Annotated in this window: 16 protein-coding genes and 1 pseudogene; 6 read left to right on the top strand and 11 right to left on the bottom strand. The window is 65.8% G+C overall.

Annotated features, from left to right (window positions below; genetic code table 11):
- Positions 1-205 precede the first annotated feature (205 nt).
- From AC07EG_RS39920 to AC07EG_RS39910, 3 genes are all read right to left on the bottom strand, one after another.
- Complete coding sequence (locus AC07EG_RS39920) at positions 206-1009, bottom strand: DUF4231 domain-containing protein (protein WP_478258482.1); 804 nt, start codon at positions 1007-1009, stop codon at positions 206-208.
- Between the two features lie 266 nt (positions 1010-1275).
- Positions 1276-1431 (bottom strand): hypothetical protein, encoded by a 156-nt coding sequence (locus tag AC07EG_RS39915; protein ID WP_478258485.1) that lies wholly within the window; start codon positions 1429-1431, stop codon positions 1276-1278.
- Positions 1432-1442: 11 nt separating this feature from the next.
- Positions 1443-2354 (bottom strand): AMP-binding protein, encoded by a 912-nt coding sequence (locus AC07EG_RS39910; RefSeq protein WP_478258481.1) that lies wholly within the window; start codon positions 2352-2354, stop codon positions 1443-1445.
- A gap of 125 nt (positions 2355-2479) precedes the next feature.
- On the opposite strand from AC07EG_RS39910, the gene AC07EG_RS39905 reads away from it, so the two are divergent.
- Positions 2480-2836, top strand: a complete 357-nt coding sequence (locus AC07EG_RS39905) for a hypothetical protein (RefSeq protein ID WP_478258480.1) — start codon at positions 2480-2482, stop codon at positions 2834-2836.
- A gap of 217 nt (positions 2837-3053) precedes the next feature.
- Here the strand turns inward: AC07EG_RS39905 and AC07EG_RS39900 are convergent, their stop codons facing one another.
- Both AC07EG_RS39900 and AC07EG_RS39895 read right to left on the bottom strand, forming a co-directional pair.
- Positions 3054-3902: an MFS transporter gene (locus AC07EG_RS39900; protein ID WP_478258479.1), complete on the bottom strand. Its 849-nt coding sequence runs from the start codon at positions 3900-3902 to the stop codon at positions 3054-3056.
- On the bottom strand, positions 3899-4288 hold the full coding sequence (locus AC07EG_RS39895; RefSeq protein ID WP_478258484.1) for an LmbU family transcriptional regulator: 390 nt from the start codon (positions 4286-4288) through the stop codon (positions 3899-3901). Before AC07EG_RS39895 ends, AC07EG_RS39900 begins: the two co-directional genes overlap by 4 nt.
- 660 nt (positions 4289-4948) lie before the next feature.
- Here AC07EG_RS39895 and AC07EG_RS39890 point away from each other — a divergent pair.
- A complete protein-coding gene (locus AC07EG_RS39890; RefSeq protein WP_478258478.1) occupies positions 4949-5797 on the top strand; it encodes a hypothetical protein in 849 nt (282 codons plus the stop codon).
- A 192-nt stretch (positions 5798-5989) separates the two neighbouring features.
- Complete coding sequence (locus AC07EG_RS39885) at positions 5990-6721, top strand: NaeI family type II restriction endonuclease (RefSeq protein ID WP_478258477.1); 732 nt, start codon at positions 5990-5992, stop codon at positions 6719-6721.
- Positions 6722-6995: 274 nt separating this feature from the next.
- On the opposite strand, the gene AC07EG_RS39880 is transcribed toward AC07EG_RS39885, so the two are convergent.
- From AC07EG_RS39880 to AC07EG_RS39865, 4 genes and pseudogenes are all read right to left on the bottom strand, one after another.
- A complete protein-coding gene (locus tag AC07EG_RS39880) occupies positions 6996-7454 on the bottom strand; it encodes a hypothetical protein (protein ID WP_478258486.1) in 459 nt (152 codons plus the stop codon).
- A 104-nt stretch (positions 7455-7558) separates the two neighbouring features.
- Positions 7559-7653: pseudogene (locus AC07EG_RS39875) on the bottom strand (Tn3 family transposase); the annotation flags it as partial.
- 318 nt (positions 7654-7971) lie between these two features.
- On the bottom strand, positions 7972-8640 hold the full coding sequence (locus AC07EG_RS39870; RefSeq protein WP_478258476.1) for a hypothetical protein: 669 nt from the start codon (positions 8638-8640) through the stop codon (positions 7972-7974).
- Between the two features lie 954 nt (positions 8641-9594).
- Entirely contained in the window at positions 9595-10818 is a 1224-nt protein-coding gene (locus tag AC07EG_RS39865; RefSeq protein WP_478258483.1) for an IS701 family transposase, read from the bottom strand.
- Between the two features lie 721 nt (positions 10819-11539).
- Here AC07EG_RS39865 and AC07EG_RS39860 point away from each other — a divergent pair.
- Positions 11540-11842, top strand: a complete 303-nt coding sequence (locus AC07EG_RS39860) for a hypothetical protein (RefSeq protein ID WP_478258475.1) — start codon at positions 11540-11542, stop codon at positions 11840-11842.
- A gap of 142 nt (positions 11843-11984) precedes the next feature.
- On the opposite strand, the gene AC07EG_RS39855 is transcribed toward AC07EG_RS39860, so the two are convergent.
- Complete coding sequence (locus tag AC07EG_RS39855; protein ID WP_478258474.1) at positions 11985-12287, bottom strand: hypothetical protein; 303 nt, start codon at positions 12285-12287, stop codon at positions 11985-11987.
- A 66-nt stretch (positions 12288-12353) separates the two neighbouring features.
- On the opposite strand from AC07EG_RS39855, the gene AC07EG_RS39850 reads away from it, so the two are divergent.
- Both AC07EG_RS39850 and AC07EG_RS39845 read left to right on the top strand, forming a co-directional pair.
- Positions 12354-13559: a serine hydrolase domain-containing protein gene (locus AC07EG_RS39850; protein WP_478258473.1), complete on the top strand. Its 1206-nt coding sequence runs from the start codon at positions 12354-12356 to the stop codon at positions 13557-13559.
- 33 nt (positions 13560-13592) lie between these two features.
- Entirely contained in the window at positions 13593-14396 is an 804-nt protein-coding gene (locus AC07EG_RS39845; protein ID WP_478258472.1) for a MerR family transcriptional regulator, read from the top strand.
- A gap of 20 nt (positions 14397-14416) precedes the next feature.
- Here the strand turns inward: AC07EG_RS39845 and AC07EG_RS39840 are convergent, their stop codons facing one another.
- Positions 14417-14569: a hypothetical protein gene (locus AC07EG_RS39840; protein ID WP_478258471.1), complete on the bottom strand. Its 153-nt coding sequence runs from the start codon at positions 14567-14569 to the stop codon at positions 14417-14419.
- Positions 14570-14737: the final 168 nt, after the last annotated feature.

The raw sequence follows: 14737 nt of genomic DNA, 5'->3' as shown, positions 1-14737 counted from the left end.
GATCCACGGCGGTGACTCACCCCTGCTCACGACCGAACATGATCCACAACGGACACGGCCAACACCACCACATTGATCATTTTGTTAGGACCACTTATACCTCGCCGACAACGAACTCGGCCTGCTGCGCCCGCACAGTCCCCGACCGCGTGACACCTTCTCCGTCTGGACGATGCGCACCCGGGTCGCGACGCGGCAGGGTCGGCTACTGTTTTTCCTCGGGCGAGGAACTTTGTTCCAACTGCAGTTCGCGTTTACGTTGCTCTTCCTTCAATGCCTCCACCTTCTGCGCGTAGATCTTGAGAGCTTTGTCCTCGTCGGCGATGTCGTAGTCGCCAACGCGGAGGTCGACGGCGTTGTATTCTTTCTCAATCGCGTCGGCGGTCTGCTGCTGGTTGAACCCGCGTTCACGGAACTTGAAATAGCCGGTAAACCCGGCCGAGACACTCACCAAGGCCGCGACACTGGCACCGCCCCAGCGCAGTATCGGTTCGGTGAGGCCCGCGCTGGTCAGGCTGGTCACCACGATCGAACCCACGATGATGATTCCTTGGAAAAGGTTGTGGACTCGCCGATTTCTGGCAGCCTTGCGCCGGTAGACATCGATGTCACGCCAGGATAGAGCCCTGTACACCCGCAGCGACTTCGTAGCCTCACGGGAAATAGCGGAAACCAGCAACATATGTTTGTGCTCACGCTCGGACAACTGATAGGCCTCATCAGCGATGTCCGGCCGGTTCCGGAGGATCAGCCATGCAGCCGCAGTCGTCGATGCCGCACCCGCGATCAGACCTACGTAGCTGAACGGCGTCCGGTTGGTGATCCAAAATCCGTAAGCGGTGGCCCCGCCGAGTCCAATGGTTACGATCAGACTGCCGATGAGCCAGACATAGCGAAGTCGCTGTCTGACTTTCGCCTCCCTCAGCGCGCTTTGCTGTTGCGAGACTTCATGCGCTGCCTCGCGTTCTCTGTCGTCGTTTCCTGTTTCCGGCAATGGCTGCTCCGTCACCAAAATCCCCTCGAACAGTAAACACAGCGTAATCGGATCGATACCCTATTGTGGGCGAGTCTGCCACGCCAGAGGATTCGACAGGACAGCCCGAATGGACTACCAGACGGCAGGTTCGAGAATGCAGCGACCACACTCCGTGATCACCATTGCTCCGTTGGAGATTCCCGATGCATACAGCAACCCGACGCTGCAGCTCGGGCACGGCCCCTGACGCACCACGCCGAACCGTCTTTGGTCCGCTCCAGCCTGGCGGCTCTACCGAATCAGCCACACCAGGCCACGCACGGACCGGCGATGACCAACTCGCCCGGTCCGCCTCCGTCGACTGGCCTCCCGCACTCGTCGACCACGTCGGCGCGCACGCCGTCCATCGGCTCGCCGATGGGCACCGCGGGACCGGTCAGGTCCGCCAAGCCGATTTCGCGGGTGACTACGTCGATGCACGTCTCGGTCGGGCCGTACTGGTTGAAAACGCGGCCTGACGTCGCCCGACCGCATCACGGGCGAGTTCGATGGGCAGCCGCTCGCCGCCGACGAACAGGTACCGGAGACCGCCGAGCACGGCGGGGTCCCCGCCGGCGAGGAACTCGCGCAACAAAGTGGGCACGAAGTGCGCGACGGACACCGAGTGCACGAGCATCGACTGGGCCAGCCTGGCCGGCTCACCGTCCACTTCGGCCGGTGCGACCACCGTGGTGGCACGGAAGCACAGCGGTGCCAGCACGGTCCAGAACGAGATGTCGAAGGACAGCGAACCGGCGTGCAGAACGGCGTCTCCCGGCTCGAGCGGATAAACGGACTGTCCCCAGTGAAACCGGTTCACCAGTGCCGAGTGCGGGACGTGCACGGGCCTCGGGCAACCGGTCGAACCCGAAGTGTGCAGTACATACGCGAGGCCACTGGGTTCGGCCGCACAACCGCTGCGCGACAGCGCGGGCCCGCCGGGCCGGTCCAGGTCTGTCAGCGGGGTCGCCTCCGGAAGAACTTCGAAACCCCGGTCGTCGGCGAGCAGGAGAGCCGGGCTTAGGTGGCCGACGGCGTTCCGAGTGATCGCCGGCATCTGGCGAACGTCGAAGGGTGCGACGGCGGCGCCGATGTCGAACGCGGCGAGCACGGCCACCAGCTGGCGCCAGGACCTGGCCGTGCACAGAGCCACCACGTCACCCTGGCCGATACCGGATTCGCGGAGCACGCCTGCCGCACGCTCGACCGCGTCGAGCAGTTCCGCGTAGGTCAGTGTCCGATCGCCGGCGAGGGCGGGCGCGTCCGGCCGGGAACGGCTCGTGGCGCGCACAGCGTGTGCAATCGTCGCATCAGGACCGGGCGAATGAGCGAGCGACATGCATTCTCCGTTGTTCAGCGTAATCCGATGGACGACGGTTTTGTCAAAACAAGTGCACTGGAAAGGGGCCGCCGAATGGCACTGGCGAAACCCGCGCTGATCGTTCGGATGGCACCGAACCGCAAATGGTTTACCGTCCCGCACTTCGACTGAACCAGCCGCCTCAGGCGACTGTCAAGGAAGGCCGGCCGTCCTCCGGCGCCACAACCGTTGGCGCACCGGTTTTCCCGCTATTGCTGAGCCGGCGTGGTCCCGCCGGCGGGACCAACCTGGTCGGCGATGTCACCGGGCTCGGCCGGCTGGGGGGCTGGTTCGTTGACGAGCTTCCGCACGGCCGGAACCGCCAGCACCACCGAGGTCGCGACGAGCTGCCACCCCACGCCGACGGCGAGGACGAGCGGTATTCCCACGACTTCGGCCAGCGGCCCGGCGGCGGCGAGGCCGATCGGGCCGACCGCATAGGCGCGCCGAACGAGACATAGGACATCACGCGTGACAGCGAGTCCGCGGGAACGTGCTGCTGGACGGTGGTCATCCAGAGCCCGTTGAACACGGCGTTCGCGATCCCGGCGAGCAGTGCCCCGGCACAGACGACGACCAGTGGCAACTGCAGGGCGAGTGCCGCGGACGGCGCCGCCCACAGGAAGGTGACGAGGGTGGTAACGACCAGCGGACGCCGAGGCCGTCGGCCAAGCAGCATCAGGCCCCCAAAACGGATCCCGCGCCGTACACGGCGAGCACGGCGCCCCATGCTCCCGCACCGCCGTAGGTGCGATCCGCTGAGGCGGGCCCGAGGACGAGGTAGGGCGCCCAGACGAGGAGGTTGAACAGGGTGAACTGCAGGGTGATCGTCCACAGCCACTGCCTGCTGCTGAACACCGCCCAGCCGACCTTGAGCTGCTCGAGCAGCGTGCTGCGCGGGCCGGGCGGCGTGTCCGCGATGCGCAGCAGGAACAGGGACACGGTGCTGAGGAGATAGGAGAACGCGTCGATCATCAGCACCATCGCCGGCGAGGTGACGACCACGAGCACACCCGCCAGGGCGGGTCCGCCGATCGTCGCCGCGGACTGGCTCAGCCCGAGCAGCGCGTTCGCTTCCGGCAACCGCCGGGCGGAGACGGTTTCCGGGAGCAGGCCGTCGAAGGAAGGCCGGAAGATCGCCTCCCCGATCCCGCCGAACGCGGCGAGTGCCACGATCACCCCCAGGGGCGGCCCGCCGATCAGGAACAGTGTCGCGATCGACGCTTGGCTGGCGAACCGGACGCAATCGGAGACGATCAGTACCCAGCGCCGCGAGAAGCGGTCTCCGAGCAGGCCGCCGGCGAGCAGGAAAACGACCAGCGGAACGATCCTCGCCGCCATCACGAAACTCAGGTCCGACAGCGAACCACCACTGTCGAGCACCGCGAACGACAATGCCACGGACGCCATCGCCGTGCCGACGTTCGACGTGGCGTAACCGGCCAGGAAGATGCGGAAGTTCTTTTCCCGAAAAGCACCAAACCGTTCGAAAAAATTTCCGTACCGGCGCGAACGCGTTTTCTTCATGCTTCGGTGACGCGAGCCAGCCCCGGCGACGCGGCGTCGAGGGTCGAAATGATCCAGCTGCTCAGGTCGGCGTCGACGGTGCGAGCCGCCGCGTGCCAGCGCTCGATGTGCTCCGGACTCACGAAAATGCGCGGCATACTCACTCGCGTGCCGTCCGCATCGGAAGCGCCGAGTGCCGCCGCCCGGACCCGCCTTCGCAATTCGTTGCGCGACCAGGCGTGCCGCCCGGCGGCTTCGAGCCAGTCGCGCCGCTCGTCCGCGGGCAACGCGGCGACTTCCGCGTGGTGCTGCATGCTCAGTCCCTCGTGGCGTTCGTCGAGCGGAAACCGCCTGGCTATCCAGGCGTAGTTGCGCAGGGTCTTGTAGTCCAGCCCGACCTCTTCCATCACCCGCCGGTACCGGTCCTTGTACCGGCTCGCCGAAGACGATCCAGTCCCCGAGGCACCAAGCGCTGGAGTCGACGATCCGGGCCAGCCGCCGGCCGGCCTGCTTCCAGCCGCCGTAGGAGATCAACGCGGGAATACGGAGCCCGACCTGGGTGACCAGGATTTGCTCGTCACAACTTCGCGCCGGTGCCGCGCTCCCCTTCGCTCGCTGCACACTCGCGTAAACCGCGTTTTTCGAACTCCGGAGGAACCTCAGGAGAGTCCAGTTCGCACTCCTACTGCGCTTCACCACTTGCAGACACCGGAGGGGTGAAGCTGGTGGCGGCCCGTCGAGGGACCGACACAGGAGTCGGCGCCCTTCAGGTCCCGGCCCGGCGGACCGAGTTCCTTCATGGCGGGCCGGAAGGTACTGAACCGCACTCGAAGCTCCCCATGCCAGCGGCTGAGGTCACTTACACCTACGCGAACGCGGGCCGCGGCCGGTCACTACCGGACACCGTCGGACACAAGAGTAACACACGTCACAACGGCGGATCGCGAGGGCGGGCGGCGCACTGCCAAGGCGAACGTCAGCTGGTTGTCGGTACTCTGCGTTACGGTACCCGGCACATGGTTCACACGGCAGGGGGACGGCGGGCGATGGAAACTAGCGCAGATGAGGTGCGCGAGACGTTCCTGGTCACTCCGGAGGCGAGGGAGGTCTACTGTGCCTGGGAGCAAAACCCGCAGCGGATCGCGCGTGGGGTGGTCTCCACGATGCGCGACCACACCACCAAGGCGATCTACGACTGCTCGCTCGAGACCTTTGCATGGATCAAGGAGAACCACACGCACCCGCTGGGGGACATCAGGAAGGTGGAGATCGAGCACATTGAGCTCGCTCGGGACTGGGACCCGGGTTTCGCCTTCGTGCACCTCTTCCACCTGCTGATGGAAGACCTCGGCCGGCCGCCGCTGTGGAGCGAGTTCGACGAGTTCGCCTACGGCACTGCCACCGGCAGGGAGATGTTCGGTGACGAACGCCTTGACCTCGAAGCCGAGATCCTCGACCAGGAGCTCAAGCGGATCAGCACGGCGCATCCCACGTGGAAGAAGCCCGAGCACCGGGCGCAGTACCTGGCAAAAGGATCACTGGACTGGCGCATCGGGAACGCCTACTACGGGTTCATGCGCGACATGTACACCGCCACCGCGCTGCGCGAGAAGGGCCTCGACGTTCGCGTCCACCCGCTTGCCGATGCCAACTTCCGGGCTGACGGGTGGCTTGGCAACAAGCTGCTGAGCGTCTTCGTCGTCAACCCGAAGTACAAGGTCGCCGACCAGCAGAAAGCTGACAAGGTCCAGCGAGGGCGGAAAAAGGACGTCGAGCAGCTCTTCCCGGGGAGCCAGTTCGAATTCGTGGCCCTGACCATGGACGGCGCCTCGGAGCACGGCAAATTCCACTTCCCAAGCCCGGCGGCGATCGACCACGTTGAACGGCTGCTCCGGTCGGCTACAAAGGAAGAGTGACCATTTCCCTTCTGCCCGCACTCGGCGAACTCCGCCAACCCGATCCTCGCAGAGCCGGGCCGCAGCCCGAGCACGTCATCCTGCCGCCAGAGCGCGACGACGACCTCCAGAAGGTGTTCGCCTGGCTGAAGATGCAGCCCATCGCGGACCTTCTTCGCACCGCGGTCGACGACGCCATCCGCTACGTGCTCGATGGCGCACGCACCTGGCGCTTCGACCTCACTAGCCCAGAGGTCGACTCCGATGAAAGGTCATCGGTGGGCACCAAGCTGCAGTACCACGTCATCCAGTGCTTGGGGCTGGAAAGAACCACCTCTGGACACGCGCATCCTGGGCATCCCCGTCGAAATCAAGGGCACCACGCGGACAACGTGGATGATCCCGCGGGAAGGCCAGTGCGAGATCACGCTCATGATCCAAATCGATGCGGAGGGCCACCGCCTCCGTGCGCTTCCGATGGGCACCCACCGAGCATGGCTGACCGGCCAAAAAGGCAACCGGGACCTGAAGCGTTCCCCGCGGGCTGACGCGGTGCGTGAGCACGCACTCGAAGTGGCGCCATGGACCGGCCTTCCGGCCGAGCCGCTGCGTCTTCTCACCACCGAGCAGCTCCGCGTGGTCTTCGGCCGGGACGGTCTGCGCAAGCGCGTGATCGCGCTCTTCGGTTACCTCCGCGAGACCGTGATCCCGCGGACAACGATCACCACAGTGGGCGCCGGCCTCGATGACCCACTCAAGCGAGCACGTGAAGCCAAGCCGCACATCCTGCAAGAGCATGACCTGGTCGTGCTGGTGGGCACCTGGCAGGCAGAACTCAAAGCCGCCGCCGCGCTCGGCCATGACCTCAGCAACGAAGCCTGGATCGCTGTGCCGCGAAGCAAACTCGCCCAGATCGGGCTCACGCCAGAGGACTTCAAGCGCTAACACGCTCGCATCCCCAGGGGTCAAATGCTGAAGGTGCGCTGGGCAAGGCGACGGGATGCGCTATCTGGCGGCTGGTTCAGGAGCGGCATCAGATGTGCGAAAGCTGCGATGGCCTGCTGGGGAACGACGCCGTCGCCTGCTCGCTTGAGCTGGTCAGCCTGGGTCAGGCCAGGTACGGCGGTGATCCAGCCCGCGGGGAGGCCCATCATCCATTCGAGCAACTCCGGGTTCAGGACCTGCGCACCCCGGGCGCCGGCGACGGTCGGCTCCGGGGCTAGCCGCCCGAGGACGCGTTCCCACCGTTCGATGGCTGGCCAGTAGGCGCCCCAGACAGCTTGGCCGCCACCCCGGGGAGCAGCTTCTCCCCGCGGTGGTTCACCTTGTTCCCAGCCGAGTTCGACACCGTGGACGTGGGCAGCAGCGGGCCAGGCAAACGATTCACGATCACCTCGTTCAGTGGCCGTGAGTTGCGGTCCATGATGTTCAAGGCCCCCGACTTCCAGTCCCGCGCCGCGGGCGTCGGGAGCAGGTGCTCCACCTCGTCGGCTGGCGTCGGCCCGTGCCCGCCTGTTTTGCGCTTGTCCGGATGCTGGCTGCACGCGCGGCGGAAGGTTTCAGACTCGTAGATCGCGCCGCGGTCGACCGTGGTGTCCGGCACGATCACGGGCTTGGCCGCTGCCTGCTCCAGTCGGGCGTCGATGTCGGCCAGCGACCGGCGCGGTAGCACCGACACCGACCCCCGTAAGGTCTCGGTTCAGCCCGGCCACAGCGGCTCCGGGACCAGCATCCGCGCCAGCAGCAGCGACGCGTCCACCGCTGATTCCACGTAACTAATACGTAGATCGTCCTGCGCAGCGCCCCGTATTCCTTCAACGCGGCCGCGAGCGCGTTCTGCCGCCCGGGGTCGAGAGCTTCCCGACCAGCAGCGACGCAAGTCCGCATTGCCCTACCCCACGGGTAGCCGCACGAGTGCAACGCGGGTTCGCCGACGGCATGGAAACGCTTCCCTGATAGGTCTTTGACAATGAACTTCGACCCGACCCGTTTCAGGCCAATCCGCCAGCCTGCTACTGCAGCCTCCTGACAGCCACCCGGACCGGACTCACACCGGCAGGCGACAACAAGCTTCAGATCACATCTGACCGCTGAACGATCACCTTCAGATCACTGGGTGCACCGGATGGAGTGCTAATAGCGACGATTCGATCTGCAGGAAATACGAACCGAGGACGAAATACCGTACTCGTTCATCACTGCTCTGCCAGGTCTTTCTCATCTGGAAGTTCCAGCTTCTCTTTATCGGAGGAATCGCCAACTTTGACTAGAAGCATGTTGGTCGTCGACACGTCTGATTTCGACCTGATCTCCAGTGCGTCCTTCGCCTCATTATCCTCGCCGGCGGCCGTGGGAAGCCATTTGATCGTCAAGTCGACTGTCTGCTCAGCGTCATCAGCGGTTAGCGTGTGCTTCTTGAAGCCTTTCGTTTCCCCTTTGTTGAGGAGTAGATCGGTAATACTCGCCGCGAGCAGTTTGAGTTCCGCTGCCCGCAGTTCTGCGGCAGCATTCGCGGGATCCTCAATTTTCCCTTCGATAGTTTTCTTCGCTTCCTCTTTGATGCCTGGCAAAGCATCCTTTATTTCACCTTCCACCCAGTCGAGGAGACCGCGCATGTTGTGCGGGTTGCTGATATAGATATTGCCATTGGCCACGGCGGTCACCTGCCACCAGTCAACGCCCGTTGTGCCCAAACCAGTATTGTACTCGACCTTCATTGCGTCCGAATCCCAAGCGATGCTTTCTGCGTCCCATGTATGCTTGGTCGGTTTTTCGTCACTGTACTTATGCACTACCGTGACGCTATCGACCTCAACAGAGTCCTCGGTGCGGACCATGGCGTCCGCCGTACGTCGTGTTGTCATTGCTCCTCCTCGCAGAACGTCGTTACGACAGCGACACCAAGATTTCCACCCCCGGCGACGGTAAACCATCCGCCGCCGTCACACCCCCGATGAGGTGAAATGTCGCCGACGACCGACCGGGCCAGCCGAAGCTGATCGGGCTCCGTTCAGACAGGGCTGACCAGGTCCTTGCTGACAACGCTGCGGTCGCGGTCGGCCGCACGACCCCACGGAAGTGTCCTCGTATCCCCCAACTCGGCCAGCAGCGTGTCGAGTGTTCCATCGCGTAGCGCGTCCTCGGCCATCTCCGGCGCAACCTGAACGCGCTTTCGGCGAACGCCCGGGCCAGGCGCCTGGCAACTGTGATGGTGTAAGTTGGATCGCTGCCTTCGCTTTCGTCTGCACCGCCTCAGCGTCGCTGGCAACGAAGAGCTTTTTGTTCCGTCTCTGGCGCATCCTCTCCACAGTCGATGCGGAATCCCCCGGGTACGGAGCCGATTACGGCAGTTCGGTCTTGTCAGAAGCGTCGTTTGGGACGCCAGAGGTGAACTTGCTTGAGGTCCCGGCCGAGCGCGTGGCTGGATGCCTCTGGTCCGCACCTTCTTGCAGTACTTGGCGTAGTCGTTGGCGCAGTCACCGTAGAGTTCGCCGAGGCCGCTGGCGTGGTCGGCCAAGGCGACCGCGGACTGGCGGTATCGCCTCAATCAACGCTTCGAGTTCGGTGACGCCATTACGGTTGACGCCGGTCAGCGACACCGACAGCAGGATGCCGACGCGCTCGTGGTGAACGCATTGAGAATGCGCATATCGGAGCTCGGCGTTGAATGCCGTAGTCATTCGTCACCTAGTACTCCAGCCGCACTTCGTGATTTTCGATGAGTCTTCGCTGGTAGTGGGCTTGCTGGGCTCGATATTGGTGGCGTCGGCGCCAGTGTGACCAGGTCCAGGTGGCGAGGTGATCGAGCGGGGTGGTGATTAGGTGTGCCAGGGGACGCTTGACCTCGCCCAGTGTGATGGGGATGAGGCCGCTGTCCGTGCTTTTGGGGCTATCGCGGCGGTGACGGCCAGGTAGGTGTGGGCGAGCATGGCCAGCGTGATGTGCCGGTACCAGGCGTCGTAGCGGCGAACTTGGTACTGATCCAGGCCGACGTCGGTCTTCGCGGTCTGGAAACAGTCCTCGATCGCCCACCGCGCTGCGGCTACTCGGATTAGGTCCTCGTCGGTGATTCCCGTTGGGGCGCAGGATAGATAGCAGGCGATCTCGTATTCGCCCCTGCTGTTTCGGGCCAGCGAACGGCGGGCCAGCAACCAGCGTCCCCAGCCGGAGGCGGTGGTGTCGGAATAGGTGGGCAACTCGGCGACGGCCCAGTCGAACATCCGGGGCCCTTTGGCTCCGTCGCCGCAGCTTCGGCGTTTCCACGCGTCATCGGGCGCTTGGGCGACGAGCGCGCTGGCACGGGACGTGCCGGCCACCGCGGGGATGGTCTGACTGGCAGGCACGGCCACGACATAGCCGATACGCTGGTCTTCCAGCCAACGGCGGAATTCCGAGTCACCGCCGTAAGCTTCGTCGGCGGTAACCCAGGTGGCGGGCACACCGGCGTCCAGGGCGCGGGCGGGCATCCGCTGAGCGAGCACGGGCTTGCTGGCGAACTCGACCTCGTCGGGAATCGCCGCCTCGCGGCAGCGTTCACGATCAGCGGTCCACGATTTCGGCACATACAGCTCACGGTCGATCAATGTGCGGCCTTTGCTTGTGTTGTAAGCACAAAACACGCCGAGCTGACAGTTCTCGATGCGTCCGGCCGTGCCGGAATACTGGCGTTGCACCCCAGCAGATCTGATGCCCTTCTTGACGAATCCGGTCTCGTCCACGATCAACACACCCTCACGCTCACCCAGATGGCTGATCGCATAGTCGCGGACATCATCACGGACGCCATCGGCGTCCCAGGCCGCCGCGTTGAGCAGGCGCTGCATCCCGTCCGGCGTGATGTCACCGGCGGCCTCGGCCAGCGTCCAGCCGTTCTTGCCGGCCAGCGGCGCCAGCAAGCCACGCACATAGGCACGGGCCCTGCGTCGAGGCGCGGCCCGATGGAAACGTCCCGCGACCTGCGCGAACAGGTCGTCCAGTGCAGAAACCCAGGCAGCCAGATCGTCATCACTCAACACAAGATCGACACATTGCAGGGCACGCATCACGAAGTGCGGCTGGAGTACTAGCCACCAGCGCCGACATTGTGCGACTCGCACCTGACCGCCGTCGCCTGATTCAGCATGGAAGCCGCGGCGGTCCCATGCACCACCTGAACTTGCTCGGCCTCTCCGACCTGGTGTAGCCAGCCCGGCTCGACCTAGTGGGGCATCCCTCCTCGCCGAGACTGCGGGTCAGCAGGCTGTGCCTGTGCTGCAACCAGCCCCGTTGGCGCCCGCACGCCCGGCCCGATACCGTACCGGGCGTCCCAGCTTGGCAAGGTCGCCGGGGATACTTCCTGGATCGCGACCCCGTACCAAGATCCGCACACTGCTCGTCACGACCTCGTCCTGCTCGGTGCGAGCCTTGCATCCCCGCGTGGCGCGACCGCGTGTTGCCGGTTGGCCGGTGCCCCACGAACTCCACGGAGGCACCGGCCGCAAGCCGATCACGGCCGGACCAGCGCACAGCCCCAATCAAGATCAACAATGTGAGCTGCGGTAGCGTCACAGCTCCCAGCCGATCCCGCGCCTTCTCAGTCAGCACGTCCAGTCCGGCCAGGCCCCGATCCGCGGCTGCCAGCACCGTGCCGGCTACCGGGTCCGCTACACCACCGCGGTCAACCTCGCGGACGGACTTCGCCAGCCTGCTCGGTCTCAGCGACGCCGAACCCCGAGCCGTGGGAGCATCATGCCGTCGAGGAGACCCCAAAGGGGGAAGGTTGGCATGGACCCGCTGAGTTTGATCGTGGGCGCCGGCATCCTGGCCGTCGGCTATCTCGCCGGGCACGTGGTGGGTCGCCGCCAGCGTCGGGAGATCGGGTCAACCACCGCGGCGATCTGTGGGTGCGGTCATCCCCTTTCCCACCATGACACCGAGTCCGGTGAGTGCCACTTCGAGATTCGTCGGCGATACAGCCACTCGGGCGTGGTGGAGTTCCGGCCCTGTACGTGTCGGCGCTACGACGGGCCTCAACCGCTGGAGAGCTTCTTCGCGCCGACCTTCCTGCAGCTCACCGACCACCAATAGCTCAAAGGGCGACACGGAGCAATGCTCCTCCTGTCCCGATCGGTCGCACTTCCTGCGGAGTCGGCGGACACACGGAGTGTTCGATCCGCAGTCCAGGGATGTGTGGTCCGTGGCCCGCTGACATGGCGTGCCCTGGACGACGTTAGCTCTGGCACGCCTCGCGCACGCGGTGGTAGTTCCGGCGCGGAGGCACCTGGCGCAGCGTGTCCTGGCAGACCAGCAACGCGGCCACGTGCACGTAATCGGGCGCGTGGCGCACCGCGACCCACCGGCACCCGCCCGGATCATCGCGGTGTGATTCCGGTCCGGTCCAGCTCGGGTAGCGGACCCCGCCGAAGCCGTGGTCGTGGCGGTGGTCGTAGAAGTCGTCGTGCCGGTGGCGGGCGCGGACGCGGCGCTGCTGATCGCCGTGGGCGCGGTGGCGTTGACGTTCGGCGCAAGCCAAGCCACCGGCAGGCCAGAGAACCAGCGGATTGACCCCGCCCCAGGGTCAATCCGGAGGGTGGCGGTCATGAAGAACACTTCCACGACAAGATCGCCTCGAGGTTTCCGCAAGCTGGCCGCTCCGGCAGTGGCCGTCGCGCTGCTGACCGGGGCGGCCACGCCGGCGGTGGCCGCCCCCGACCGCCCGGAGCTGCAGGAAGCCGTGCAGGGTTTCGTCGACATCGGCTTCGCCGGGATGCAGGTGCGGGTGGACGACGAGCGGGGCACCTGGACCGGCAGCGCCGGGGTGCGCAAGCTGGGCGAGCCGGCAAAACCGCCGAAGAACGCGATGGGCCGGGTCGGCAGCAACACCAAGACCTTCGTCGCGACCATGGTGCTGCAGCTGGTTGCCGAAGGCCGGATCGGGCTGGACGCCCCGGCGCAGGACTACCTGCCCGAGTTCGCCCTGGACCGGCGGATCACCGTGCGGATGCTGTTGCAGCACACCAGCGGGGTGTTCAGCCACACCGGCGACTACTACAACGGGAAGGAACTGCCGGGCCTGCCTTCGACCGGGCAGGCGTGGGTGGACAACCGGTTCCGCACCTACCAGCCCGCTGAACTGGTCCGGTACGCACTGGCCGAGCCGCTGCTGTTCACTCCCGGAACGGACTGGAACTACTCCAACACCAATTACACGCTGGCCGCGCTCCTGGTCGAAAAGGTCAGCGGCCGCCCGTTCGCCGAGGAACTGCAGCGGCGGATCACCGGTCCGCTGGGGCTGAAGGGCACGGTGGCGCCGGGGGCCAGGTCCGTGCTCCCCGGACCGCACTCCCACGGCTACTACCGCTACCAGCACAACGGCGTGACCAACACGGTCGACGTCACCCGCCAGAACCCCTCCCTGCTGTTCGGCGCCGGTGACCTGATCTCGACCGCCGAGGACCTGCACACCTTCTTCGCCGCGCTGCAGGGCGGGAAGCTCCTGCCCGCGCCGCTGCTGGCCGAGATGCGGAAACCGCACCCGAAGGCCGGCTACGGCCTCGGGGTGTTCGTGGAGGACGCGGGCTGTGGCGCCACCATCTTCCGGCACAACGGCAGCACCGTCGGGTTCGGGGCGCTGATGTACAGCACGCCCGACGGGGACCGGACGCTGACCGCGTTGCTCACCGCCGGGGACCGCGACGTCGACGTGGTGAACGGGTATCCGCAGGCGCTGAGCGAGCTCCTCGAGGCGGAGTTCTGCGACCAGGCCGCGAGCAGATCGCCCCCGAGGGGGCCATGGGCGGGTTGACCTTGACCTCGGGTCAGGCTCCAGACTCGCCGCATGGCTCTCTCGACCACCTCCGCCATGCTGACCGGCGTCACGATCGGTCAGGCGGCGGCCTTCGCCGGGGTGACGGTGAAGACCGTGCGGCACTACCACCGGCACGGGCTGCTCGACGAACCACCGCGCGACAGCTCCGGCTACCGGCGGTACGGCTCGGCCGACCTGCTGCGGCTGGTCCAGGTCAGGGCACTGGCCGCAGCCGGGGTGCCGCTGGCCGAAGTCGGGCCGCTGCTCGACGCCGACGCCGAGCAGTTCACCACCGGACTCGTCGACGTCGAGCGGCGCCTCACCGAGCGGATCGCCGAACTGACCGCCCGGCGCGACACCCTGCGCCGGCTCGCCGACGGCGACCGGCTCCTGCTCCCCGGCCGCGCGCTCGCGATCCTGGACCGGCTCACCGAGCTGGGCTTCAGCGACGACTACGTGACCGGTCAGCGGGAAGCGCTGGTGCTGTCCAAGGCGCTGTCGCCGGAGTTGTTCGATCTGTTCCTGACCCAGTTCGAACACCGGCTCGACGATCCCGAGTTCAGCGACCTGACCAAACGCGGCTGGGAGGCGCGGTCGTGGGATCCGCACGATCCCCGGATCGACGAGCTGGCCGCCGCGCTGGCGGACAACCTGCTGGCCAAGCGCGAACTGCTGGAGGTGCCGGCGGGCTACGAACCGGGGCCCGATGCCGCCACCCGGTACGGGCTGGTCAACCACCACCTCGAAGTCCAGGCGTCGGCGGCGTGGACCCGGCTGAACGCGCTCGTCGAGGCCAAGCTGCGCGCTGCGGGCGTACCCATCCCGCACCAGTGACCGGTGCTACGCCGGCGTAGCTACGGCTCGTGAATAACCACCTCATCGACGCCGACGCCTTGACCACGGATGATTTCTGATGGTTCGACGATGACCGCGTGGTGTTCACGGTGTTCGAGCAAGGCGGCCGGTTCGCCGGCGGCGCCACCAGCGACCCGACGATCGTCGGCCACTGCCCCCACGGTGCGTGACACGGTGTGGAAACCGCGATCCGGCACTGGGACTACCTGGCCAAGTACACCTAGCTGTTGCGGGTCATGACGTTGGTGTCAGCTGAGGGGGCCTGAGCGCAGGGGACGGGTCTTTCGGCGGCAGGATGAGAAGTACCACCAACTCGTCCG

The organism is Amycolatopsis sp. NPDC045836 (genome assembly GCF_056431745.1).
The sequence above is the reverse complement of the archived record's forward strand: the minus strand, read 5'-3'. Positions and strand labels throughout refer to the sequence as shown.

Coding starts and splice junctions, on each gene's coding strand:
- AC07EG_RS39860 (WP_478258475.1), top strand. CDS start 11,540: ATGGACCCGCTGAGTTTGATCGTGGGCGCCGGCATCCTGGCCGTCGGC.
- AC07EG_RS39900 (WP_478258479.1), bottom strand. CDS start 3,902: ATGAAGAAAACGCGTTCGCGCCGGTACGGAAATTTTTTCGAACGGTTT.
- AC07EG_RS39895 (WP_478258484.1), bottom strand. CDS start 4,288: ATGGAAGAGGTCGGGCTGGACTACAAGACCCTGCGCAACTACGCCTGG.
- AC07EG_RS39910 (WP_478258481.1), bottom strand. CDS start 2,354: ATGTCGCTCGCTCATTCGCCCGGTCCTGATGCGACGATTGCACACGCT.
- AC07EG_RS39905 (WP_478258480.1), top strand. CDS start 2,480: ATGGTTTACCGTCCCGCACTTCGACTGAACCAGCCGCCTCAGGCGACT.
- AC07EG_RS39870 (WP_478258476.1), bottom strand. CDS start 8,640: ATGACAACACGACGTACGGCGGACGCCATGGTCCGCACCGAGGACTCT.
- AC07EG_RS39885 (WP_478258477.1), top strand. CDS start 5,990: ATGGCGCACGCACCTGGCGCTTCGACCTCACTAGCCCAGAGGTCGACT.
- AC07EG_RS39865 (WP_478258483.1), bottom strand. CDS start 10,818: ATGCGTGCCCTGCAATGTGTCGATCTTGTGTTGAGTGATGACGATCTG.
- AC07EG_RS39845 (WP_478258472.1), top strand. CDS start 13,593: ATGGCTCTCTCGACCACCTCCGCCATGCTGACCGGCGTCACGATCGGT.
- AC07EG_RS39850 (WP_478258473.1), top strand. CDS start 12,354: ATGAAGAACACTTCCACGACAAGATCGCCTCGAGGTTTCCGCAAGCTG.